The 22,863-nt window shown below is 63.9% G+C and carries 25 protein-coding genes and 1 pseudogene; 9 read left to right on the top strand and 17 right to left on the bottom strand.

Annotation, left to right across the window (positions count from 1 at the left end; translation table 11 throughout):
• Positions 1 to 6: 6 nt before the first annotated feature.
• From A5658_RS13615 to A5658_RS13605, 3 genes are read right to left on the bottom strand one after another with little or no spacing between them, the layout of a single operon-like run.
• Entirely contained in the window at positions 7 to 381 is a 375-nt protein-coding gene (locus tag A5658_RS13615) for a DoxX family protein (RefSeq protein ID WP_231997319.1), read from the bottom strand.
• Positions 382 to 404: 23 nt separating this feature from the next.
• Positions 405 to 854 carry a nitroreductase/quinone reductase family protein gene (locus A5658_RS13610; RefSeq protein ID WP_067335567.1) on the bottom strand — a complete coding sequence of 150 codons (450 nt, stop codon included), beginning with the start codon at positions 852 to 854 and terminating at the stop codon, positions 405 to 407.
• A gap of 30 nt (positions 855 to 884) precedes the next feature.
• On the bottom strand, positions 885 to 1,721 hold the full coding sequence (locus A5658_RS13605) for an NAD(P)H-binding protein (protein WP_067335565.1): 837 nt from the start codon (positions 1,719 to 1,721) through the stop codon (positions 885 to 887).
• Between the two features lie 131 nt (positions 1,722 to 1,852).
• Here A5658_RS13605 and A5658_RS13600 point away from each other — a divergent pair, with 131 nt between their 5' ends.
• Both A5658_RS13600 and A5658_RS13595 read left to right on the top strand, forming a co-directional pair.
• Entirely contained in the window at positions 1,853 to 2,251 is a 399-nt protein-coding gene (locus tag A5658_RS13600) for a hypothetical protein (RefSeq protein WP_067335561.1), read from the top strand.
• Positions 2,248 to 3,780, top strand: a complete 1,533-nt coding sequence (locus tag A5658_RS13595) for a multicopper oxidase family protein (protein WP_067335558.1) — start codon at positions 2,248 to 2,250, stop codon at positions 3,778 to 3,780. Before A5658_RS13600 ends, A5658_RS13595 begins: the two co-directional genes overlap by 4 nt.
• On the opposite strand, the gene A5658_RS13590 is transcribed toward A5658_RS13595, so the two are convergent.
• Complete coding sequence (locus tag A5658_RS13590) at positions 3,777 to 4,559, bottom strand: helix-turn-helix domain-containing protein (protein ID WP_067335555.1); 783 nt, start codon at positions 4,557 to 4,559, stop codon at positions 3,777 to 3,779. The two genes, A5658_RS13595 and A5658_RS13590, sit on opposite strands and share 4 nt — an antisense overlap.
• Positions 4,560 to 4,644: 85 nt before the next feature.
• On the opposite strand from A5658_RS13590, the gene A5658_RS13585 reads away from it, so the two are divergent.
• Positions 4,645 to 5,595: an LLM class flavin-dependent oxidoreductase gene (locus A5658_RS13585; protein WP_067335552.1), complete on the top strand. Its 951-nt coding sequence runs from the start codon at positions 4,645 to 4,647 to the stop codon at positions 5,593 to 5,595.
• Positions 5,592 to 6,263: a maleylpyruvate isomerase family mycothiol-dependent enzyme gene (locus A5658_RS13580; protein ID WP_231997318.1), complete on the top strand. Its 672-nt coding sequence runs from the start codon at positions 5,592 to 5,594 to the stop codon at positions 6,261 to 6,263. Before A5658_RS13585 ends, A5658_RS13580 begins: the two co-directional genes overlap by 4 nt.
• A gap of 51 nt (positions 6,264 to 6,314) precedes the next feature.
• Here the strand turns inward: A5658_RS13580 and A5658_RS13575 are convergent, their stop codons facing one another.
• The 6 genes from A5658_RS13575 to A5658_RS13545 all read right to left on the bottom strand — a co-directional run bounded on the left by A5658_RS13575 (position 6,315) and on the right by A5658_RS13545 (position 11,871).
• Positions 6,315 to 7,046, bottom strand: a complete 732-nt coding sequence (locus tag A5658_RS13575; protein WP_067335698.1) for a hypothetical protein — start codon at positions 7,044 to 7,046, stop codon at positions 6,315 to 6,317.
• Between the two features lie 10 nt (positions 7,047 to 7,056).
• A complete protein-coding gene (locus A5658_RS13570; protein ID WP_156751456.1) occupies positions 7,057 to 7,566 on the bottom strand; it encodes a nuclear transport factor 2 family protein in 510 nt (169 codons plus the stop codon).
• Positions 7,567 to 7,674: 108 nt separating this feature from the next.
• Positions 7,675 to 9,369, bottom strand: coding sequence for a GMC family oxidoreductase (locus tag A5658_RS13565; RefSeq protein ID WP_197503120.1), 1,695 nt, complete (start codon positions 9,367 to 9,369; stop codon positions 7,675 to 7,677).
• 79 nt (positions 9,370 to 9,448) lie between these two features.
• On the bottom strand, positions 9,449 to 10,114 hold the full coding sequence (locus A5658_RS13560) for a hypothetical protein (protein ID WP_067335544.1): 666 nt from the start codon (positions 10,112 to 10,114) through the stop codon (positions 9,449 to 9,451).
• A gap of 369 nt (positions 10,115 to 10,483) precedes the next feature.
• Positions 10,484 to 11,140, bottom strand: a complete 657-nt coding sequence (locus A5658_RS13550; RefSeq protein ID WP_067335538.1) for a sterol desaturase family protein — start codon at positions 11,138 to 11,140, stop codon at positions 10,484 to 10,486.
• The gene (locus A5658_RS13545) at positions 11,137 to 11,871 is read right to left on the bottom strand and encodes a FadR/GntR family transcriptional regulator (RefSeq protein ID WP_067335535.1); all 735 of its coding nucleotides are present in this window, start codon (positions 11,869 to 11,871) and stop codon (positions 11,137 to 11,139) included. Before A5658_RS13545 ends, A5658_RS13550 begins: the two co-directional genes overlap by 4 nt.
• Between A5658_RS13545 and A5658_RS29375 the strand changes: the two genes are divergently transcribed.
• Positions 11,813 to 12,172 carry an antitoxin MazE family protein gene (locus tag A5658_RS29375; RefSeq protein ID WP_369830520.1) on the top strand — a complete coding sequence of 120 codons (360 nt, stop codon included), beginning with the start codon at positions 11,813 to 11,815 and terminating at the stop codon, positions 12,170 to 12,172. The genes A5658_RS13545 and A5658_RS29375 overlap by 59 nt on opposite strands.
• On the top strand, positions 12,169 to 12,549 hold the full coding sequence (locus A5658_RS13535; protein WP_231997317.1) for a type II toxin-antitoxin system PemK/MazF family toxin: 381 nt from the start codon (positions 12,169 to 12,171) through the stop codon (positions 12,547 to 12,549). Before A5658_RS29375 ends, A5658_RS13535 begins: the two co-directional genes overlap by 4 nt.
• A 162-nt stretch (positions 12,550 to 12,711) precedes the next feature.
• On the opposite strand, the gene A5658_RS13530 is transcribed toward A5658_RS13535, so the two are convergent.
• Both A5658_RS13530 and A5658_RS13525 read right to left on the bottom strand, forming a co-directional pair.
• Positions 12,712 to 13,332, bottom strand: a complete 621-nt coding sequence (locus tag A5658_RS13530) for a helix-turn-helix domain-containing protein (protein ID WP_067335696.1) — start codon at positions 13,330 to 13,332, stop codon at positions 12,712 to 12,714.
• Between the two features lie 31 nt (positions 13,333 to 13,363).
• The gene (locus tag A5658_RS13525) at positions 13,364 to 14,095 is read right to left on the bottom strand and encodes a hypothetical protein (RefSeq protein ID WP_067335530.1); all 732 of its coding nucleotides are present in this window, start codon (positions 14,093 to 14,095) and stop codon (positions 13,364 to 13,366) included.
• Positions 14,096 to 14,276: 181 nt separating this feature from the next.
• Here A5658_RS13525 and A5658_RS13520 point away from each other — a divergent pair, with 181 nt between their 5' ends.
• Entirely contained in the window at positions 14,277 to 14,684 is a 408-nt protein-coding gene (locus A5658_RS13520) for a DUF1761 domain-containing protein (RefSeq protein ID WP_067335527.1), read from the top strand.
• A gap of 25 nt (positions 14,685 to 14,709) precedes the next feature.
• Here the strand turns inward: A5658_RS13520 and A5658_RS29370 are convergent.
• Positions 14,710 to 15,054 (bottom strand): annotated as a pseudogene (locus A5658_RS29370) (hypothetical protein); the annotation flags it as partial.
• Positions 15,055 to 15,680: 626 nt separating this feature from the next.
• On the opposite strand from A5658_RS29370, the gene A5658_RS13515 reads away from it, so the two are divergent.
• Both A5658_RS13515 and A5658_RS13510 read left to right on the top strand, forming a co-directional pair.
• A complete protein-coding gene (locus A5658_RS13515) occupies positions 15,681 to 16,010 on the top strand; it encodes a helix-turn-helix transcriptional regulator (RefSeq protein ID WP_067335523.1) in 330 nt (109 codons plus the stop codon).
• Positions 16,011 to 16,012: 2 nt separating this feature from the next.
• On the top strand, positions 16,013 to 16,453 hold the full coding sequence (locus A5658_RS13510; RefSeq protein WP_067335519.1) for an SRPBCC family protein: 441 nt from the start codon (positions 16,013 to 16,015) through the stop codon (positions 16,451 to 16,453).
• 64 nt (positions 16,454 to 16,517) lie between these two features.
• Here the strand turns inward: A5658_RS13510 and A5658_RS13505 are convergent, their stop codons facing one another.
• From A5658_RS13505 to cydB, 4 genes are all read right to left on the bottom strand, one after another.
• Positions 16,518 to 18,074, bottom strand: coding sequence for an adenylate/guanylate cyclase domain-containing protein (locus A5658_RS13505; protein WP_067335694.1), 1,557 nt, complete (start codon positions 18,072 to 18,074; stop codon positions 16,518 to 16,520).
• Between the two features lie 380 nt (positions 18,075 to 18,454).
• Complete coding sequence (cydC, locus tag A5658_RS13500) at positions 18,455 to 20,131, bottom strand: thiol reductant ABC exporter subunit CydC (RefSeq protein WP_067335516.1); 1,677 nt, start codon at positions 20,129 to 20,131, stop codon at positions 18,455 to 18,457.
• On the bottom strand, positions 20,118 to 21,707 hold the full coding sequence (gene cydD, locus A5658_RS13495; RefSeq protein ID WP_067335691.1) for a thiol reductant ABC exporter subunit CydD: 1,590 nt from the start codon (positions 21,705 to 21,707) through the stop codon (positions 20,118 to 20,120). The genes cydC and cydD overlap by 14 nt, the downstream gene beginning before the upstream one ends.
• Before the next feature lie 98 nt (positions 21,708 to 21,805).
• Positions 21,806 to 22,846, bottom strand: a complete 1,041-nt coding sequence (cydB, locus tag A5658_RS13490) for a cytochrome d ubiquinol oxidase subunit II (RefSeq protein WP_067335513.1) — start codon at positions 22,844 to 22,846, stop codon at positions 21,806 to 21,808.
• Positions 22,847 to 22,863 lie beyond the last annotated feature (17 nt).

Genomic DNA, 22,863 nt, shown 5'->3' with positions numbered 1-22,863 from the left:
CCCGAATCAGGCGCTCATAAGCGCAATGCCACAGGGCATTGCCGCAGGGCGAGCCATGAGGGTTAGCGCGAACGTCGCGGCGTTGAGAGCCAGCAAGAACCCGGCGAATACGAACTGGCCCGAGATGTCGTTGGCAAGCACGTGGGTATACACCGCGCAGACGAAGAAGATCGTCAGCCCTGCCGCCGCAGCGAGACCGATTGGCGGAAGCCACAAGCCGACGACAAGCCCTACAGCGCCGAGGGTCTTGAGCGTGCCAATGGGGAATGTCAGCCACGACACCGGCACTCCCGCCCGCTGCATGGGCGGAAGTATCGGCGCGAAGTGGACGAGGGCGCTGACGCCTGAAAAGCCGTCGATACCAATGGCAATCAGCGTCACGACGACATATGCGGTGTGCATGGTTAGGCTGCCGAGATCGGATCGAATCGGAAGACGGCGATGCGACCGGCCAGTGCCTCGACTTCCTCCGGAGTGCCCCGCTGCACAAGGCCCGATCGCTTCAGGAAGCCGACACCGACCGGCACCTCGATCGGATATACACGTAGCACCGGCCGGGCCTGATCAGCGGTGAGCTCCGTAATCCGTATGCGCCGGGCCTTTCGGCCCTTGCTGAGGGTTCCGATGCCAGCGGCTCGCGCGTTGCTTGCCCAATCGGCGTCCGGGAACCCCGCCACGGCGTAGAGGTGCCCGTCGAGGGTGAACGGTGTCATCGGCGTGCTGCGAGGTCGACCTGTTTTGCGACCCGGCACCGTCAATACCATCGGCGGCCCCGTTGGTACGCCGAGCTTTTGCACCGCAATCATGAACTTGTTCATTGGTTTTAGCCAGCGAGGTGGCTTCGGGTTGGACACCTTTTCTCCTTGGCGTTCTGGCGCAGTGAACTAGTTGGCGAACATGTTCTTGTGCTCGATGACCCATTGCTCCAACGATTGCGCGGGCCGGCCCAGGATCCTCTGCACGTCATCGGTTACCACGGCGGGTTGATCGATCGTCGCGGCCAGCATTGCGATGTAGGCGTCCCCGAACTCGCGCGGAAACCCCAGCCCGACAAAGCGTTGACGAACCAACTCGTTTGGAGCTTCCTGGTACTGCAGTGACCGACCCAGAACTGCCCCAATGATCTCCACCATCTCGACATTGGTCAGAGACTGTGGCCCGGTGAGCGGAATCTTCTGGCCGACAAGGTCATCGGTGAGCAATGCGCAGGCGGCTACCGCTGCGATATCACTCTCGACGATCGGGGCGCTGGATGCCGCGGCATACGGGCCGCGGACGATGTCGCCCGTGTGTAGCTGTGCCGACCACATGCCGACGAAGTTGGTCACAAAAACCGACGGCCGCAGGCTGACCCACTCCAGCCCCGAGTCGACGGCCAGTTGCTCTACCTCCTTGTTGCGGTCGCCGCGAAACCGCGACGGTTGCCGCGAGAAGTCGTCGTCGGCGTTAATGGCCGACAGGGCGACCAATCGGGCGACTCCTTCACGGCGGGCCGCGTCGATCACCGTGGCCAATTCGCCGCCGAGCGCACGCGAATTCAATAAGACTGCAGAGGCCCCGGCGACCGCCTCGGAGGCCGACTCGACCAGCTCCACCTCGGCGGGGAGATCAGCCGATTGCGGCCGGCGGGTGACCGCACGCACTTTGGCGCCGGCGTCGACAAGCTGATTGACGAGTGGTCGGCCGACATTGCCGGTCGCTCCGGTAACGACGATGGTCATGATCTCTCTCCTGGATTTAACGTTGTGTGCGGGCCGCGTCGAGCAGCTCTGCATCCAAGGACGGAGTCGCGGCGCAGAAAGTTACCGGCGCTCGCGTGTAACTTTTCGACACGGCGCTTCGTCGTTACTGCATGAACACGACCCGTATCTTGGCTCGCGCCACCACCGCAACGCTGGCAGTCCTGGCGTTGACCCAAGCCATATTTGCCGGCAGTTTCCTGGGCGGGCAATACAACGCGCTGATGCTGCACTCGTTAGGCGCCAAAGCCAGCACCGTGCTGTCGGTGGTGCAACTGATCGTGTTGTGGTTCGTGCGCAGGACCGGCGGGCCTCGATCACTGGTAGCGGTGGGGGCACTGGTGACTGCGCTGTTGGTCGCCGAATTCGCCTCGGGCGAACTGCGATTGACCGCCCTGCATGTTCCCCTTGGCGTGCTCCTGATCGCCGGAATTCTGCGGCTGACCGCGTCGGTGTGGCGCCTGCCGCTCACGGCACGACGGACCGAGCAACAACTGGAGGCCGCCCTGTGAATCGTCGCCGCGCATTACAGCTGGGTGTCGCTGCGACGGCCGGTATCGGCCTCGTGGGTGCTGGCTGGCCGCTGGCCGATGCGCTGCTGGGTTCGGCGGAGCCGGGGCGGTTGCTGCGCAGCCAAACCCGACTGCCCGATCCCTATCGGGCTCCGTTACCCATACCAAAACAGTTGAGGCCGTCCAGCATTGACGCCGCCGGCGACTATTACGAGATCACTCAACAGATCACAAAGCTGCGTATACTGCCCGATCTGCCCACGCCGGCGTGGACCTACAACGGCACCTTTCCCGGGCCCACCATCGTGTCGCGATCTGGCCGACGCACAACCGTGCGGCACCGCAACGCTTTGCCGGTGCCAGTGGTGGTGCACCTGCATGGTGGGCACACCCCTGCAGACCACGATGGCTACCCCATCGACTTCATCATGCCGACGGGGGGCCACGCGATGATGGATGACATGGGACGCAATAGCGTTGTCGGACAGCGCGACTACGTCTATCCAATGAATCAGCGGGCCGCCACCTTGTGGTACCACGATCACCGCATGGGCTATACCGGTGTCGCCGTGTGGCATGGGCTGGCCGGATTCCACCTGATCCACGACGATGAGGAAGACGTGCTACCGCTGCCAGGTGGCCATCGCGATATCCCGCTGATGATCACCGACCGCGCGTTCGCCGCCGATGGCTCCTTTCTCTATCCGGCCGTTGAAACCGGCGGCGTCACAGATGATTACATGAACGGCGTCCTCGGCGACGTCATACTCGTCAACGGTGCGCCATGGCCCGTGCTGCATACCGACCCTGCCCGGTATCGCCTGCGGCTACTCAACGCATCCAACGCACGGCGATACCGGTTACAGTTAGACCCGCAACCCCCCGGCGGGTCAGGGCTTGTGCAAATCGGCAGTGACGGCGGATTGCTCGCGCGACCCGTAGGCCACGATTTCATCGACATCGCTCCGGCCGAACGCGTTGAGGTCGTGGTCGATTTCTCTCGCTACCAACACGGCACGCAGGTCCGCCTGGTCAACCGGCTAGGTAGCGAAAGCAGCACTGAGGTCATGCGATTCGATGTCGACGGCACCGATCGATCCGATGACTCGACCATCCCCGAGCGGCTAGGCACACACCTCCCTCAGCTCGACCCGCAGCACGCCGTCACCACCCGCACGTTCGTCTTCCGGCAAGGCAAAAGTGGCGTGTGGACGATCAACGACTCGCCGTATCAGCCGGGCCGGCCGGTAGCCCGGCCCAAGCTTGGCACGACCGAGATCTGGCGGTTCATCACCGAATTCCACCACCCCGTCCACGTGCACCTGAACTCGATGCGCGTGCTGTCCCGTAACAACCGCGGACCCGGACAGTTTGACCACGGCTGGAAAGACACCATCGATATTCGCCCGGCCGAAGCGGTCGAGGTTGCGGTCCAGTTCACCGACTATGCGGGCTCATACCTTCTGCACTGCCACAACCTTGAACACGAAGACATGGCCATGATGGCCGACTTCGTTACCGAGCGTTAGCCACTCTCACGGCGAGCGAGAATTGTGGCGGTCTCGCGATCGGCGGGCAGAAACGCCTCCAACCGCAGCTCGGAAACCGTGACATCCAGCGCCGTCACGAACGTCGAGATCGTCGCGACCAGCCGCACCTCGCCGTCGGCGGAGCGCAGGTGTAGCGGCACTGCGAAACCCAGCGATTCGACGGGCCGGCCGCCCGGCGTCGGGACACCGTAGCCCTCGAGTTCCTCGATCAGGGCATCGATGCGCGGATGCGGCCCACGCTCGCGCAGACCATGCAAGATGTGGCGTCGCCAATCGTCGAGGTTCACAATGCGCGCCGCCATGCCGTCCGGGTGCAGCGCGACCCGTAACACGTTGATCGGGGGCTGAAGTAGCGACTCAGCCACCCCTTCGGTCAACAAGCCAAAAGCGCCGTTGGCAGCAACTAGCTCGCCGAAACCGTCCATGACGATCGCGGGGTAGGGGAGGTGGCCGTTGAGGACATGCTGAAGCGCCTCGCGAACCGGTTGCAGCAGCGGAGCTTCCGGCGCTGACTCCGGATGCGCCGGCGCAAATCCCGCCGTCGACAGCAGCGCGTTCCGTTGCCGCAGAGTCAGCTGCAGCGAGTCCGCCAACCGGCTCACAATGTCACGGCCCGGTGCCGACCGGCCTTGCTCCAGAAAACTCACGTGTCGCTGGGTGGTGCCGGCGTCGATGGCCAGGTCGATTTGGCTGAGTCGGCGCCGGGTGCGCCATTCGCGCAGTGCCGTGCCGAATTCAGGCGGCGCTGAAACAGTCATGCAACCCAGTCAACCCATTTCCGGCGCTGACCGCTATTCCTTGGCGGGAATTGCTGAGCACCAGCGCTGACGTCACGATCACGGCATGGATCAGACTGTTCGCGTTGGTGTCATCCCGCCGCTGGCCGCCGAACCGTGGGCCGGCGCCGATCTTCGCCGGCTTCTCGACTGCGCCCGCGCGGTGGAGGATTTGGGGTTCGACTCGCTGTGGGCCAACGACTCGTTAGTGCGGCCGCGAATCGAAGCGTTGACGTTCCTGTCGGCGGCGGCCGCCGTCACCGACCGGATCATCCTGGGCACCGCCGCCCTGCAACCGGCGCTGCGGCGCCCGGTGCAGACGGCGCGAGTGCTGGCTTCCATCGATCAGCTGTCGCAGGGGCGGCTGGCGGTGGCGGTCGGCGCCGGCTTCCCCGGACTGTCGGAGGTGGAATACGCTGCCTCCGAAGTGCCGTGGGCACGACGATTTGCGCGTCTCGACGACACCGTCGCATTGTGGCGCCAACTCTGGAATACCAAGGAGAACAGCTCATTTCACGGGGCGGTCCTGCACTTAGACAACATTCCGGCTGGCATCACGCCGTTCAGTGCGGCCGGTCCGCCGGTATGGCTGGCGGGCGATACGCCCATCGCGAGGGCCCGTGCAGGCGGCATTTACGACGGATGGTTGCCGTATCCTCCTCGACCGCAGGACTATCGATCGGGCCTGGCGGAGGTGCGCACCGCAGCCGCGCGCGCTGAGCGCGCCCCCGACGCCGTCACACCGGCGCTGTTCGTCACCGTTTTGGTGACCAATGATGCCGACGGGGGGCGCGCCGCGCTGGACTACTTCGCTACCGAGACATATGGATTCGGCATCGAGGCCGTCGAGCAGATCCAAACATTTGCAACAGGGACGCCCGATGCCGTCGCCGGCCGGTTGGCGAGCTTCGTCGATGCCGGCGCCCGGCATCTGGTCTGCCGCGTGGGTGTGCTGGGGCCAGACGGGTTCGTCGAGCAATTGAAGCAGTTGCGAGCGGTCAAAGACGCACTGGCATGACGACGTCGTCGATGACGCGGCTGGGGCCCGACCGTCACCGCACACTCACCGGCCTGGTCTACGAATACCGTTCGTTCGCTGAACTTATTGCCCCACTACGTAATTCAGACTGGACCCGTGAAACTCGCTGCATCGGGTGGCAGGTGCGCGACGTCGCCGCGCACGTCGTCGGGCAGGCGACCGACATGGTCAGCGGCACCATCGGCACTCGCACGCCGGACGACCAGGCAACGGCCCTGCGTGGCGAATTCCCGGCGGTGCTCGCGACACAACTAGACATCGCTGTGGCTTCAATCGCCCAGCTGGCGACGGTGCTCGACGATTCGGCCTGGCGCGCGCCCAGTCCGGTGCCCGGTCTCACACTGGGCCAAGGCATCCATGCACTGCTGCAGGACGCCCATGTCCACGGCGACGACGTCCGCGCCGCCTTGGGTTTGTCGAGTGACGCCGGCCCAGGCCTCTACGCCAGCCTGGACTTCGTGCTCGGCGCGCTGCTACGAGACGCCACCGCCCGCACCGAACCCGCTCTCGCACGGCTTCTGGCCGTACCGGCCCGTGATTTCACACAGCAAACGGGGATAGCTGCATACGATTTCCTGCTCGCGGCCACCGGCCGGGCTGATCCAGCACCGCTTCGACTACCCCAGAGCGTCAACATCTTCCGGTGACGGCGCGGTAGAGGCCGTGGACAAAAGGGGGTTAGCGATTGCGCTCAGGTGTCAGTTCTCGATATCGATGTAGTCGATGTCTAGTGCGACCAGCGTTGGCGCGGGTAGAGATCGGTTACGGCGGCCTCGTGGGCGTACCCGCCGGCGGGTGGGAAAGACTAGCCCGCCGAATTGCCGGTGATGGTCACAATAATGGGCGGCGCGCGCCCACGGCCCGACCGGTTGTGCGGTGTAGTCGTGTCGGCGAAGAAGCCCGTCGTCGTCGACGTAGAAAGTCTGCCGTGGGGAATGGGTGTGAAGGTGGCCGGGAAAGCTGACCTCAAGGCGGTGCCACCGTTTTCCCGCTTCTTGCCAGGCGCCGGCTTCGATGACCTTGATGTCGTCGCGGGCGAGTAGCAGTGGGGTGCTGAAGTAGTTCCAGAAGGCGTACCCGGCGAAATAGGCGGCGTCGAGCCCGTCCCAACGCACGGCGCGGCGCACGGCTCCCACACCCGTGAAGGCGTTGCGCGCGTTGGAGCGAGCCGCAACCAGTCGCCCGTCGCTGGTTTCGATTCGAACGTCACCGTGCTCGAATATGGCCTGTAGGTCGTCTCGCGGGAAGCCGTACAACACCGTGAGCTGGTCCGCCATCCGAACGCGAGCAGTGACGTTGGTCATTCGGTTTCCGGGGAAGCGGGTTCGCAGCAAACCGCCGAACGTGGCATGGACGGTGAGAGCGGTGACCGCGCGCCACCGTTCCAAGCCCCCATGGGTGGCGAGCACATCGTCAAGTAATCCGTTCATCATGTGCTGCCTAGATGAACCTGGGCACGAAGACGTCGGCAGTTCGCAGGGCGAAACCGAGGGGGCTGGCGAGCGCGGCGACGAGCGCGCCCTTCGCGCGTCCGCGACGCCGTGTCGTGACTCTGGGGGGCAACGTCGCGAAAAGTGTTGCCACCGCGGGCAATGGTCGGGCAAAGATAGTGAATTCGACCAGCTTTCCGTGGTCGTCGGCGCGGACCAGATTCATGGCATCGAGTTGCAGTCCGCGCACGGTTCCGCTGAACGTGAACACTCCTGTGTTGCCGCGAATCAGCGGCTCGGTAGTGGATAGGTTTTCGATGACCGCGAAGATATCGCGGTGCAGCGCCACGACTTCGTCTCTGCCCTCGAAGTGGATGCGCGAGGTCAACGGACTGTGAAAGACGACGTCGGGAGCCAGAATCGGCGCGAGGATTCCGGCGTCGGCATTTTTCGCGGCGGCACGCAGGGTGGTGATCGCGGCTGACAATCCTGGTGCGTTCGCAGAACCTGATGTGGGCATCGATACTCCTTGGTCGATCCGTCTTTTACCTTTACGACGAATGACCAAGCCTCAATCCGACAGCAGGGGAGCGGCAGAGGCCAGGGCGACCAGCTTGATGTGTGGTTGCTAGCCGCTGTGTCCCATAATCGCCCGCGCTGCGCGCTCTGCTATGAGCATCACCGGCGCGTTTGTGTTGCCAGAGGTGATGGTGGGCATCGCCGACGCATCGACCACTCGAAGACCGGCGACGCGGTACACACGGCAGTCGGTGTCGAGCACGGCGGTGGATGAACGCGGCCGACCGTGGGCGTCAAAGGCTCCCATCGCGCAGGTACCCACCGGGTGGAAAATTGTCGTACCCAGTTCACCGGCCGCCCTCTGCAATTCGTCGTCGCTCACCAGTTCCGGGCCGGGAAGCATCTCTTGCGGGCGGTAGCGGGCGAGAGCCGGCGCCGCCATGATCTGCCGGGTCATCCGGAGGCCGCGCACGGCGGTAAGACGATCGGCGTCAGTCGATAGGTAATTGCAGTGAATCTTCGGGGCGGTCAGGGGATCTGCCTTGGCCATCCGCACGTGGCCGCGCGAGCTGGGGCGCAGATTGCAGACCGAGGGAGTGATCGCGCCGAAATGATGCAGTGGATCGCCGAACTTCGCCAACGACAAGGGCTGCACATGCCACTCCATATCTGGACTGGACAGCGCGGGGTCGCTCTTGGCGAAGGCACCGAGCGTCGAGGGCGGCATGGTCATGGGGCCCGATCGCAACATCAGGTACTGAAATCCCATGCCGCCGCGGGTGATCCAATTCCGGTACAGCGTGTTGACGGTCCGGGCGCCCTGCACCCGAAAGATCGTTCGAATCTGCAGGTGGTCCTGGAGGTTTTCACCGACGCCTGGCAGGTCGACAGCAACTGGCACCTGATGCTGGGTGAGCAGCCCAGCCGGCCCTAGACCCGAGACCTGCATCAGATGCGGCGAGCCAATTGCTCCGGCGCTGAGGATCACCTCTTGACGGGCTCTGACGTCGATGATGTGGCCGCCTTTGAGCAGCCGCAGGCCGACGGCGCGGCGCTGCGCGGTGGTCCAGGCACCGCGCCGCTGATCCTCGTGGACCTGGTCATCCATCAGAAGCTGCAAGGCCTGGGTCTGTATGTAGACCGTGAGATTCGGTCGGTGGGCGACGGGATGCAGGAAGGCATCAGCCATCGACCAGCGGCGGCCGCGCCGTTGGTTGACGTGGAAGTACGCAGAGCCGGTGTTGTCGCCCCGATTGAATTCTTCGATTGGCGCAATGCCCACCTGGGCGGCGGCGGCCTGCCAGGCGTCCAGAATCTTCCAGCGCACGCGCGGCCGCTCAACGCGGATCTCACCACCGACACCGTGCCAGTCGTCGGCTCCGCCGAAGTAGTCTTCCAATTCTTTGTAGATCGCCAGCGTTTCGCCGGGCCGGTTCGAGCCGCCCCACAGCCATCGCTCGTCACCGGTGGCCTGTGCCCACAGGGCGTAATCGCTTGCCTGACCCCGCATGTGGATCATGGCGTTGATCGACGAGCAGCCTCCGATCACACGGCCGCGCGCGTAGTGAATGCTGCGGCCGGCCAGGCCTGGGTCGGCCTCTGTCGTGAAACACCAGTCGGTGCGGGGGTTAGCGATCGTGTACAGATAGCCCACGGGCACCTTGATCCAGAACCAGTCATCTTTGCCGCCGGCCTCGATCAACAGCACGCGGTGATCCGGGTTGGCGCTGAGCCGGTTGGCGAGCAGGCAGCCCGCGCTGCCTGCTCCCACGATGATGAAGTCGTATTCGGCGACCGGGCTCATATCCGGCATCGGTCCTCCATGGCGAAAAATATTGTGGCACAGGTGAAAAACGTGTAGGCCTTTTCCGATTCAATGTTCGCTACGACAGCGGCCCGCAAAGCACCGAGTCCAGGCCGTCAGCCGTCGTCAGTGCGGCGATCAGCTCGGTCGATCCGCTGACCCGTGTCGCGCACAGGTCGTGATCGGTATATACCAGCCAGGATCGGTCGGATGGCCAGAAGTTGTTCGGCGTATAGCCGGTGTCGTCGACAAGGGATCGCACCTCGCGCAGGTCTCCGGTGAACATCCTCGGCCCGTCGTACAACGGTGGGCACCCGAAGAAGAAGTCGCAGTGCGCCAGGGCTGCAGGGGGAGTGTGGCGGCTTAGCGCCGCGACCAGTGCCCGCAGGCTCTCCTCGTCCAGTGATCCCTCCGCGGGTGGCAGCAACGTCACGGGCCAGCTCGACTGCTCAATGGGACCGATCCGAGGGTCGCTGTCGGGCGGGAGCACCTTGGGATCGTCCCACTGTTCCTGCGGGACGTAGCGCTGATGGGCCCAACGGCCCGTCACCGCCCAAACTTCGAAATCGGCGCGCCGGCCGACCTCAGCCCACCGCACCCTGCGCCACGGTTCTCTCGGCACCTCAGCGAATCCGAGCGATTGTCCGGTGGTGACCGCCAACTCGTCGAGATTGACCCCGTTCACGACGGCGGGCTCTCGCAGTCCGAGTTCGACGGCCCGCTGGTGCAGTTCGTGATGGGTCATGTCCGGCGGGAAGGTCCTCGCCCGCCAACCAGGCGATCCGCTGCCGGCCCTCGTCGTCAGTGAGATCACGCACCACAGCATTGTTTTCGACGCGGGGCTGGCGTGTCCAGCAGCAGCACTCAAGGTGCGGTGTCCGGTCTGCAGTGCGCCCACACTAGACGGACAGAGCGGGAGGTCCCGCGCCGTGAGGACCAGAGTCCGCTGCACCCGGGAGCACGCCGCCTTGTGGGCCGCCAAGCGGTCACCGCGTTCTGGGATGCGACGTTCGAATGCTCCCCGGGTAGCCGGATCGAGAACCTCGACGTGCAGGAGGTGACTTGACGGGCGATCGAAACCTGAAGGTGCACAGGGAAAGCAGGATGCACTGCCTCAGCGCGTAGCACCGTGCAGATTTTTGGCTGTCGGAGAGGTCGATACCGTTGACTGGTCCGGGTACGTGCCGAGCAGCCGGTCGGCAGTTCCGGTGGTGGTGACGGTGAACCAGTAGTGCTCGTTCTTAAAGTGGTGCCGTCGGTGATTGCGCCAAATCGCCCGGTACAGACTGGTTTTCGCCTTGTAGTCGGTGTGGATGAGGTAATGCGTCCACTCGTAGACCAGCCCGAGGGCGGTTATGGCCACAAGGTACGTCAGCCCAAGGCCGAGTCGAGGGAAGGCCACTAACGCTATGGCGACGGCCGTCGGGATCACCCAGAACAACGACTGCCACGGTATGAAGATGAGCTCAATTTTCCGTGGGTCGCAATGATGCTCGCGATGTTTGCGCGCCAGCAAAGGGTCCAAGGCCAAGCGGCCGACACCGCGCGGACGCCAGTGCAGGATCGCGACATGAATGATCCACTCGAAAACCGGAAAGGCGGCGACCATGAGTACCGGCAGCACGATGTCGGTGAGCTGCCAGACGCCGACGACGATTCGGGCCGTCAACGCCCCGGCGCACGTCAGTGCGAGAACCAGGGGGGAGGGGTGGCGCCAAAACTCCCGGGCCGCCTCGGACAGGGTGACGCCGCTGCGTACGGATGTGGTCATGGCCGTTCATCCAAACCAGACAGGGCGGTGAGCACGCCGTAGGTGGCAGGCTCGAGCAGTTCGGTCGCGGCGCGTTTGGCATCCGCAGGATCGCCGGCGGTGATCGCCTGAGCCACCTGCCGGTACAGCTCTGGGCGACTGACCTCGGCAGCCATCACTGTGGCAAGGGCCGAAAGTGCAGGTTCGTAGGTAGCACGCAGGGTGTTGAACATCAGCCGGAAGACGATGGAGTCGGCGGCGTCGACGACGTGGTCCCAGAACGTCAGCGCGGCGCGCTGGCGTTCCACCGGATCCTCTTCGGCGGCCAGCGCATCCACGGCGCCGTCGAGCAGGCCGGCCGCCTGAGGGCCGCCGCGTTCCGCAGCCAGTTCGGCGACTTTGGGCCCGTTGTGCAGCCGGGCCTCCAAAATGCTGCGCACTACCGTGAGGTCCAGCTCGTCAGCACGATCGCCACCGCGGAGCAGCAAGCGTGGCAGCAGGTCCAGGCCTGCGTGACGACGGTAGTCCCGCACGGTGGTGGCGTCCCCCTGCCGGACCTCGACCAGGCCGGCAGCGGTGAGACGCTTGAGCGCCTCACGGACCACCGGTCGGGACACACCCAGTACTTCCGCGAGTCTGCGCTCGCTGGGGAGAATCTCTCCGGGCGCCATTTCGCCGCTGAGTACGTCCGACATGATCTGCTCGAAAACGTGTTCAGGGATCGATCGTCGAGTTACGGGCTGCAAAGCCATACGACGACCATGCCCGATAAGTGGCCAAGACGTCAAGTGGTCAGACCAATACGCCTCCAACGGCATGAAACATGCGTTACATGTACATGATGAGATGACGGTGCGGGAACGGGTCGGAGAGTACCGGCGAAGGATGCGGGAGCGTGGGTTATGTCCGGTGCAAATCTGGGTGCCGGACGTGCGAACCAAGGCTTTCGCCGCCGAGGCGCACCGGCAGTCCGCTTTGGCCGCGGGAGTAGATGAAAGCGGTGACGCCCAGGCGTTCATCGAGGCGATCCCTGCGCACTGGGATGAGGAGTGAATCGAGGGGAAATCTGGACGGTCGCCGGCGACGTCTATGCGACCAAGCCGCGCCGGGCGGTCATCGTCCAGGACGATCTGTTCGATGCAACAAGTTCGGTAACGATCGCTCCGCTGACGACCGCACTGTTAGACGCTCCGCTCATCCGCATTCGGGTCAGCTGCGAAAGCGGAAGGCCTTCGGGACTCGATCACGATAGCGATGTGATGATCGACAAGCTCGCCACCGTACGCAGGTCGAATGTTCAGACGCGTGTCGGCCGACTGACGACAGAGCAGCTGGTCGAGGTCGAGCGGGGCAATGATGGCACTTCTGGGTCTTGCCAGGTAAATGAAACCCGTTGGGCGACAGGGGAATATGGATACCTTACCCGGTAACCCGCCATATTCGATTCCGCCGTATTCCACGCGCGTGAATGAGGACTATCCGGACGTTTGGCGATCGACAGAGGGCCTGATTGCGGGGCTCACGGCGGCGGGTGGATTTGACCATCCAGTGTGGCGCGGCGCGCGGTTTAGTTGTTTGCTGGTGACGTCACATTACCGAGAGGCAAATACTGCTGCGAGGTCGTGTCGGTCACCGTCGAGGTTTCCCGCAGCGATCGCCTGCTCAACTGTGAGCATGCCGGTGGCCAGGCCCAGTATCACCAACGGTTCAGCGCGGAGCACGGTCTTGGGTTGTTCATCGACGGGTGGTCCAATGTGGGTGCCGGCTTGGTCGATGCGCATTATCAGGGTTGTGCCGTCGACCTCGACACCAGCCGCTGCAGGAACCTTGGCCCGATTACTGCCCAACAGCGACTGAAGTGCCACGACCAGCCACTGGGGTTGGAAGCTGTCATTTTGCGGGCCGGAAACCATGAGGGGTGTACTCCAGTTCACCAGCGCGGCAACGGTATTTCGGAGTTCGTGGCCCCAGGCAGTGAGCGCGTAGGCGATGCCGTTGGTGTCGTTGTCTAGCTGGCGCTGAACAACGCCAGCGTCTTCGAGTTCACGCAGGCGATCGGTCAGCAGGTTGGTGGAAATTCCGGGGAGTCCGGCTTGGAGTTGCCCGTAGCGCGCGGGGCCGGTGAGCAATTCGCGCACCACGAGGAGGCTCCACCGGTTGCCCACGACGTCGAGTGCGCGAGCCAGACCGCAGTACTGTCCGTAAGACCGCATGAGTGCCGCCTCCATCTTTACTTTCCTGGGTTCAATGCCTGATTTCGATCTGGTCGAAGTCCAGCGCTAGCAGGGTCGGCCAGGACAGCACACTCTGTCCGGGACCCCGTGGGAATACGCGTCGTTGAGTGGGGAAAACGATCCCGTCGATGCGGCGATATTGGTTGCAGTAGAGCGCTGCGTTGGCCCAGGCGCCGACGGGTTCGGCGAGGAAGTCGTGGCGAGCGATCAGGCCGTCGGTGTCCACGTAAAAGGTCTGCTGCCGGCAGTGGGTGTTGATGTCGGCGGGGAATGTGGCCAGGAGTCGCCGCCATTGATGGCCTGATTTCTGGCAGGGTCCGCCGTCGGTCACGGTGACGCCGTGGTGGGTGAGCAGGTGCGGTGAGGTGAGGTAGTTCCAGAAGGCGTATCCGGCAAAGTAGGTGGCGTCTAGGGGATCCCAATGGATGTTGCGACGGATTCCGCTGAGCCCGGAGAAGGCTGAACGAGGGTCGGTTCGGACGTCGATCACCTCACCGTCCGGGGTTTCTATCCGCGCCTCGCCGTGGTCGAACACGCCGCGCCGGCCGGCCTGCGGGAAGTCGTGAAGGATGGTGCGCTGCTCGGCGACGGTGACCTCAACGGTGAAGTTCGACAACTTGTTGCCGGGAAAACGTGTGGGCAGCAGGCCGCGCAATCGACCGCGGGCGGTGATGGCTGCAACCGACCGCCAACGTTCAGTCCCGCCATATGCGTCAAGCACCTCGCTGAGTAGCTCGTTCATCGCACCCGCTTTCAGAAGTACTTCATTTTTGATTGTGAGCTTGTATATTACACGTGAAGTGCATAAGCGCCCATGGAGGAGACGCACGACGTGTGCAGATCGCACGAAACGTGCAACATCGCGCATCACGACCGCCAGGCTCAATGCCGAGCCTGCCCACAATTAGTCGAGGAGCCTTGATATGCATGTGAATTGGCTCGGTATCGTGATCGCCACCGTCGCGGGGATGGCGGTAGCCGGCGTGTGGTACGGGAAGCTTTTCGTCACCACGTGGTCGAACCTGACCGGCATCACGCCAGAGCAATCGAAAGCCGCCAGCAGACGAAACATGGCTCAGCTAATGCTCGCCAATACGGTGACTGCGATAGGGCTGGCGGCAGCGGTCGAGGTCACTTTCACGGCCACTGGGAGCCATTCCGCGTGGCTCGCGGTTGTCGTCGGCGCCGGGGTGTGGTTGGCATTCTCGGCCACAACGCTGCTGCAACACAACGCATTTGAGCTGAAGCCACCGCGACTAACCATCATCAACAACGCCTACCAACTCACGCTGTTCCTCGCGATGGCTCTCGCGATCGGGCTGCTCTCGTGACTTTTCGTGGTGCCGCAGCAACGCGTATCGTCCCGCTGATTCCGCCAAGCAGCTGCAGTACCTGAATGTCGCGTTTCCAGGACAGGATGCTTTCGGGCCGGTCGACGCCGCAGAGTACTTCGATCAACGTCTGCATGGCGGTGAGGTCGGCGGGATGGTGGAGAAGAATCTTGCAGAGATCGTCGTGTAGAGCGCAGCGGGCGCATTGGCCGCGGCGGTACATCTCGCCTTCGCATTGGCAGATTGTGCAGGTGAAGTTACCGGGGACACCTGCGCAGGTCAGGCAGACCGGGCGTGAGTCGGTGCGGTTCAGGCGGCCGGGCAGGACGCCGTCGTGTCCGCAGATCGGGCAGAGCCCGTGGGTGCGCATACCCGGCCGCCTGCGATCGCCATCCGCGACCAACCCGACAGATCAAAGACGCTGCGGCGCAAGAGCTATGACGAACCAACGCAAGGTGACAGGGATCAACAAGTTCCGGCCGGGGATGATTCATCGGATGAACACGGCGACGTTAAGTTGACATAATGTCGCTTATCGGCAAAAGCGGGGGTACCAGGTGCATCGAAGTGAAATCGCTCGCGACCCCTCTGGTCGTGATCCACGAAGACCTGGTAGTAATCCGATCTCGCCGCTACTCGCATACGGCGAGCCGTGCCGTCCAGTTCGATCACTCGTAGATGGGATTGATGAGTTGGCGTTTGGGTTGAAGCGTTGAGCACGCCGTAGACGATCAACCCGCTAGTCGACCCTCGACCAACCCCCTCCCTGGTCTCCGTGGGCCCGCGCTATTACGTCACTGTGACAAATTAGCCTGCAGCGCAAGGCTATTGAGCAATGGGTTGCATCGATGGTCGGCCGGGCTTCGTCCGGCCTGGCCTGCATTTCGTACCGCAATCCCACAGGTTCTGCCGGCCCTTCCGGCCGCCGCAGCAGTGTCGCCCGAATAGTTAAGCAACCGCTTGACTATTCAGAGGTCTACGTGAATAGTTAAGTACATGCCTAACCAATCCGGGCTTGATCGGGTCGGACGCGTTTTTCACGCACTCGCCGACCCAACCCGCCGAGCGATCGTGGAACGGCTCGTCGGAAGGCCGGCGCCGGTGAAGGCGTTGGCCGACCCGCTCGCGATGTCCCTGCCGGCGGTGATGCAACACCTGAAGGTGCTTGAGGACGCGGGAGTCATCGTCACCGAGAAGGTCGGTCGCGTCCGCAGCTGCCGGATCGAACCAAAGGCGCTCCGTGTTGCGGAGCGGTGGCTCAGCGGGCAACGCACGGAATGGGAACGGCAGCTCGATCAGCTCGATGACTACTTGAAAGGAAACTGATCATGGAAGTTACGCACTCGACCTTCACGCTCGAACGCCGCTATCCGGCTCCGGTGGAGCGCGTGTTCGAGGCATGGGCGGATCCGGAGGCGCGCCGACGCTGGATGGCTCAAGGAGCAGACCACTCGCAGAACTTCGTTGTCGGTGGTCTCGAGACGGTCAAGGGGTTCGATCCACAGGGCCGCCCGTTGACCTACGAAGCGCAGTACGCCGAGATCGTGCCGAATGACCGAATTCTCACGACATCCACGCTGCACACCGAAGACCGGCTGTCGACTGTCTCGGTTACCAGTGTCGAATTCCAAGCAGAGGACTCCGGCACGCTGCTGGTACTGACCGAGCACGGGATCTATCTGCCTGGCCAGGAGCAACCAGAATGGCGTGAGCATGGAACCGCCACGCAACTGGACAGTCTGGCTGCGGAATTCGCAAACGACCACTAGGACAAAGGAGAACTGACGATGGGTGGAATCATCAACGCCAACAAGAGAGTACGACTTTCCGCGATCACGGAGCTGTCCGGCTGCGACCGGTGACCAAAGCGATGCGGGCCACCCCGCGCACGAGCCGCGGCGCGCGCATCGCTATCAGCTCGGCAACACGATCCGATCGGCGCATTGTCGTCCGACGGCCAGGAGTGGGCGTTGACGCCAGTCTCGCCTCAGCCGATCCCGCCCGCGGGCCGTGGCGGTTGACTGCCAGCAGCTGCCAGCTGCCGGGCACGCCTCGTAGCTCGACGCTGCCACGGTCCTCGAAGCCGGTGCCCGAGCCGACCACCAGGTCACGCACGGTGCGCGAGACCAGGATTTCACCCGCGCCGGCGTGACCAAGGATCCGCGCCGCAATGTGTACAGCGATTCCCCCGATGTCTGCATCCAGCAGTTCACACTCGCCGGTGTGGATACCGGCGCGAATCTGGATACCCAGCGTCTCGGCGTCGTCGCGCACGGCCTCGGCGCAGCGGATGGCCTGCGTCGGACCGTCGAACGTGGCGAGGTGGCCGTCGCCGGTGCTTTTGACCACCGTGCCACCGAATCGTTCCGTGCGGTCTGCAGTGACCTCGCCGAAGCGGTGCAGCACCGCCCGCCATCGCTCGTCGCCGTTCGCTGCGGCGTGTTGCGTCGACGCGACGATATCGGTAAATAGCACGGTGCGTAGGGCACGATGTGACTGCGCCGGCGCCGTATGGCTCCCGGTGAGGAACTCCTCGACCGCGGTCAGGATTCTGTCGGGCTCAGTCAAAAAGGGTGCGTGGTCCACACCCTCGACCTCCAGGTACCGCGCGCCAGGGATGTGGTCGGCGAGATACCGTCCGCCCTGCACCGGAACCGCGTTGTCTTCGCGGGCATGAATGACCAGGGTTGGCGCGGTGAGCGTGGGCAAGATCGGCCGCACGTCGGTCAGAAACGCCGCTTCGAACGAGGCACGCGCCATTCCCGGGCTCGCGCACATGCGCTCCAACATTGCGAGCTGGCGTATCGGCCGGACCGACGGCGCGCTGAGGCTGGCGGCCACGCCGCTGCCCCATCCGGAGCGCACGGCACGGCCACCTTCCTGGAAGCGCGCGAGTTGCTCGATCGACGGCGTGTAGTCCTCGCCCAACTCGGCAAGGAATCGTTCCCGTAGCTCGGCCGGGTCGCGATCCATGTCTTCCCACCCCGTGAAGCTCCAATACGCGACGGTGCCGTGAAGGATGAGCGCGCGCACTCGCTCGGGCCGCGTTGCCGCGAACATCATGGCGCCCGGTCCACCGTCACTCAGACCGCATACGACGGCCTGGTCGAAGCCGACGGCATCCATGACAGCCTCGATCTCGGCCGCTCGATCCTCCAGCGTGCGAACTTTTGACACCGGGTCCGACATCCCGACCCCAGCCTTATCGAACAGGGCAACGCGGCAGAACCTGCCGAGCTGATCAGCAAACGCTTTGAATTCGGGCAGGATCCAGACCAGCTCGACGTGGCTGACGAACGGCTCGACGATGATCATCTCGACCGGCCCGTCGCCGAACACCTGATATGCCAGGCTGAGGTCGCCGCACGGGGCGTACGCGGTTTCCGCCACAGTCACGAGAGTATGGGGGCCAGATGCTACGAATACCGACTTTCGCGCATTTTCCCGCAAACTTAACCGGGTTCGCCGGCAGGCACCACGATCTGAGCATGACAGCCCACGCGTGGGCCGCTAATCCGTCGCAAGCCCGACTCCGCCATCGAGACGACCAGCGCGACCGGGTTATAGCTCGGACGGCTCGCGCCGCCTGACCCTGTGTCCACTAATCGCCGGGGCGAGTCGGCATCCCCGACGATCACCCGCTCGGCCCGCCACCATCATTGCGCACAACATGTTTGACGCGAAGGTGATAGTGAGGTTGACAGATGCTGCTGGAATGCGCTGTTACACGGGGCTTCTCCCCTTTTTGGGTGTGACCGAGAACCTCGTTGTTAGACCCGGAGGCTATCGAGGTTCAGCTGACGGCAGCCGATGTCGGGCGGAAGATTATGGGTTGCGACGACGACCGTTTTCCCTGCCGCCATTAATTGCGAGGCGGGGTCCAGAAGATCACGCAGGACAACGTCGGAATCGACCGCATCGAGATGCTCGGTGGGCTCGTCTAGCAATATGACTCGGGCCGGCGCTATCACCGCGCGGGCCAGCAGCACTCGTCGGCGCTGACCCGCGGAAAGCGCCTGTGCCCCACCGGCGAGCACAGTCGAGAGTCCGTCGGTCAGATTGACGAGCCAATCCCCCAGCCCGACCCGCTTCAACGCCGCGACAAGATCTTCATCCGCGCAATCTCCCCGCGCGACCAACAGATTGTCGCGCACGGTCGTGGCGAAGATGTGTGCGTCCTCAGCGAAAAAGCCGACGGCACTGCGCAATTCGGCTTCATCGAACGCGCTTAACTCGATGCCGTCCAGTGCCACCTCTCCGTCGAGCGCAGGTATCAGACCGGCAAGGGTCATCAGCAGCGTTGTTTTGCCGGAGCCGCTGGTACCGGTAACAGCCCACCGCTCACCGGGTCGTATATCCAGCGTCACGCGGACGGACCCGCTTCCGCGGGTGTGGCCGGTAAGAACATGCGCGGACAAGGACGCTGTCGCTCCGTTAACCGGCGTTCTCGCGCCTGACCGCGGAGTGCCGCTCTGGTCGCTTCCAGCGAGATCGAGCAGGCGCGCCGCGGCGATCCGTGATCGAGTGAGCTGGATCGCAGCGGCCGGCAGCGGTGTCGTTGCCTCGAAGGCGGACAGCGGCAACAGCATCAGTACCGCGAGAGTGGTGGGCGCGACGGCATTCGATATGCCGATCCCAGCCACCACCGCACCGAGCACGCTGACGCCGACCGCCGCAGTCGGGATCGCCTCGGCGATGGCAGCCGTTTTGGTGGCGGCGTCGATGGCGGCAGCCCATGCGCGTTGGTGCCGTTGGGATTCGGCGATGACGGTAGACAGCATGCCGGCTACCCGGAGCTCGGGCGCGTGTTCGAGGGCGATCATCGCAGCGACGTCGCGCTCGGAATAGTGCTGTTGTGCCACGGTTTCCTCGGCGGCAGCGGCCCTCCCCGCCAGGCGCGGCGCCGCGTAGCCGGCGATCAGCAGGCAAAGCGCGAGAACGATCCCGGCCGGCACCGAAATCACCGCGACGGCCGCGGTTGCCGCGCACCCCAGTACTGCTGCCACCACGATTGGCACCACCGCTCGCGCCAGGACATCGGCCAGCTCATCGACGTCGGCGCCCACGCGAGCCATGAGTTCACCGCTGTGGAATCGGACAGCGGCCGCGGCGGGTCCGATCGCTAAACGACGATAGATCTGCGAACGAGCGGAACCTGCCGCGCGCAGTGCGGCGTCGTGGGTGGCCAGCCGTCCGCAGTAGTTCAGCACAGCACGCGAGATCGCGAAAGCGCGCACTGCAACGGCCGCGACCGAGAGATCCAGCACGGGCGGCATCTGACTGGCCCGGGTGATCAGCCAGGCCGCCGTTCCCGCCAGCGCCAAGGCGCTGATTAACGAGAGCACACCTAACGAGACGGCGGCGAACAGCCGAGATAGCCGTGGGCGCAACAGGTCTCGCACAGCGATCAGCACGGGTCGGTGCGTGACGATGTCACCCTGGGACATGTTGCACCCCGCTGCTTGCAACCACCTCGACGACAGTGTCCCCGATTGCGAGAACCGATTCCCGGTGCGCGGCGATGACAACGGTTGCGCCCGCACGGGCACAATCTACGAGGGCCCGCAAGACTCGGTCCTCGGTCAAAGGATCCAGGTGAGCGGTCGGCTCGTCCAGCAACAGCACCGGAGCCGAGGATCCTAGAGCGCGAGCGAGCCCCAACCGTTGCCGCTGCCCGAGGGATAAGCCCACACCGTCACGTCCCAGCTTAGTATGTAGACCCTCGGGTAACTCGCTTAAGACCGCGTCGAATCCTGCTTTTTCACAGGCAATTTGAAGATCATCTATCTGCCCCAGCAATAGTAGATTGGCACCCACTGTATCTGCTACCAGCACCGGTCGCTGCGGAAGCCAGGACAGCTGGCGCCACCAGCCGGTCGGATCCAGGTCGGCCACGTCGGCGCCGGCGACGGTTACCCGGCCGGACGTCGGAACGACGAGACCGGTGATTGCTTGGAGCGTAGTGCTTTTGCCGGCACCATTGCGACCCGTCAAGATCGTTACCGCACCAGGCTCGATCACCGCATTCAACTCGTCGGGAGCGCGACCATCTCGGCCCGCGACCGTGAGACGCTCGAGGCGGATACGCGCCCCGCGTGCAGTGATCGACCCAGAGCGCGCCGTCGATACCGTAGGCTCGCCGATCAGCGCGAAAGCGGCGTCCGCCGCCGCCTTACCATCTTGCGCTGCATGAAATTCCACGCCGACGCGGCGCAGCGGCCAATACACGTCAGGGGCGAGTAAAAGCACCGTCAACCCGGTCGTCAGGGTCAGCTCCCCGAACGCCAGACGCAACCCGATGCCTACGGCGATCAACGCGACGCCCAGCGTGGCCAGAAACTCCAGTACCAGGCCGGACAGGAAGGCGACGCGGAGAGCTGACATGGTCGAACGACGATGTGCTGCGGACAATTCGGCGATCCGCCGTTCGGGCCCTCGGGCACGACCCAGCGCGCGCAGAGTAGGGATCCCGGCGATCAGATCCAGCAACCGCGCCTGAAGAGTCGTCATCGCAGCCAAGGCTGCCGCGGACCGGTCCGCAGTCGCCATGCCTATCAGCGCCATGAAAATCGGTATCAGCGGAAGTGTGATCACCACGATCACAGTCGATTTCAGGTCATACCCGGCGATCACCGCGATGGTGGCCGGCGTCAAAACGGCGGCCAGCAGCAGTGTCGGCAAGTATCGCGAGAAGTAGGGGCGCAAGCTATCCAGACCCCACGTGACTACCGCTGCGGCCGCATCACGCTGCGCGACTAATTCACGGGGTTGCTTAGCCGTCACTGCTGACAGCACCTGGCCCGACAGGTCGGCGATCACGTTAGTCGCGCCGCGTTGCCCCAGCCGCGCCTGAAGCCAATGCGTCGCCGTACGAACAACCCATAACGCCAACAGGATTGACAGAGATCCCTCGACTGCAGGCACGCTGCGTGCAGTCGGGTCGCTGATGACACGCGCCACAACGCCTGCAAGAACCACTGCCGAACCGATCGCACAGCACGAGACAACAACCCCGCAGGCCACCGTGGTGATCAGGTAGCGGCGCAATGCGCCCGATACCCGCCAAAGTCGCGGGTCTACGGGCCCCCGTCCGCTCGCCTTAGCCGACGACTCCTTCAAGTTCAGGATGGGCGCCTAGCCAGCCCGATCGACGGCGGTATCCGCTCGGCGGAGATCCGTTGCCGGAAAACCCAATACGACCATGCCTGGTATACGACTGTCAGCGGCGCCATGAATGCCGTCACCCAGGTCATCACCTTAAGTGTGTAAGCAGTCGACGAGGCGTTGTATACGGTCAGGCTCCAGTGTCCATTCAGCGTGGATGGCAGCAGATTCGGATATAAGCAACCAAATAACAAGATCACGACGGCGACGACCACCGCCGCGGTGCAGGCGAAAGCCCAGCCATCGGATGTGCGGCGCCAGACCAGCACCGCGGCGCACAACTGCGCCACGACAGCCACCCCCAGTACCAGCCAGGTCCACCCTTTGCCGTGAGCTAGTTGCGTCCAAAGACCGAACCCCCCGACCAGCCCGGTGACTGGCAGCGCCAGCCGCGCCCCGAATCGGTACGCACCGTCGCGGATGGCACCAGAAGTCTTCAACGCCAGGAATGTCGCACCGTAGAACAGAAACAGTCCGGTGGTGGCTACACCACCTAGCAGTGTGTAGGGATTGATCACATCGGTTATCGAAAGGCGGATCTGTCCGTCGCTCGTTACGGGAAGCCCGCGAACCAAGATGGCGAATGCGACACCCCACAACAGGGCGGGCAACCATGATCCGGTCGCAATGGCGACGTCCGCCCAGCCACGCCATTTTGTGTCGTCGATCTTGCCGCGCCATTCGATCGCCACAACTCGCACGATCATGCCCACCAAAATTGCCAGCAGCGGCAGATACAGCGACGAAAACACGCTCGCGTACCAAGCGGGAAAGGCGGCGAACATCGCTGCGCCGGCGACGATTAGCCACACCTCATTGCCATCCCACACCGGTCCTATGGTGTTGAGCGCCGTGCGGCGCAGCGTTTCGCGTTCACCGTCGCCGGCTCGGGCGAGCGGTTCCATTAACATGCCCACGCCGAAGTCGAAGCCCTCAAGCACAAAGAAGCCTAGGAACAACATGCCGATGATGCCGAACCACACTTCTTGCAGTCCCATCGGTCAACTCCTTTCAA

The sequence above is a fragment of the Mycobacterium sp. 1245111.1 genome, assembly GCF_001673405.1.
Lineage (GTDB): Bacteria > Actinomycetota > Actinomycetes > Mycobacteriales > Mycobacteriaceae > Mycobacterium.
The sequence above is the reverse complement of the archived record's forward strand: the minus strand, read 5'-3'. Positions and strand labels throughout refer to the sequence as shown.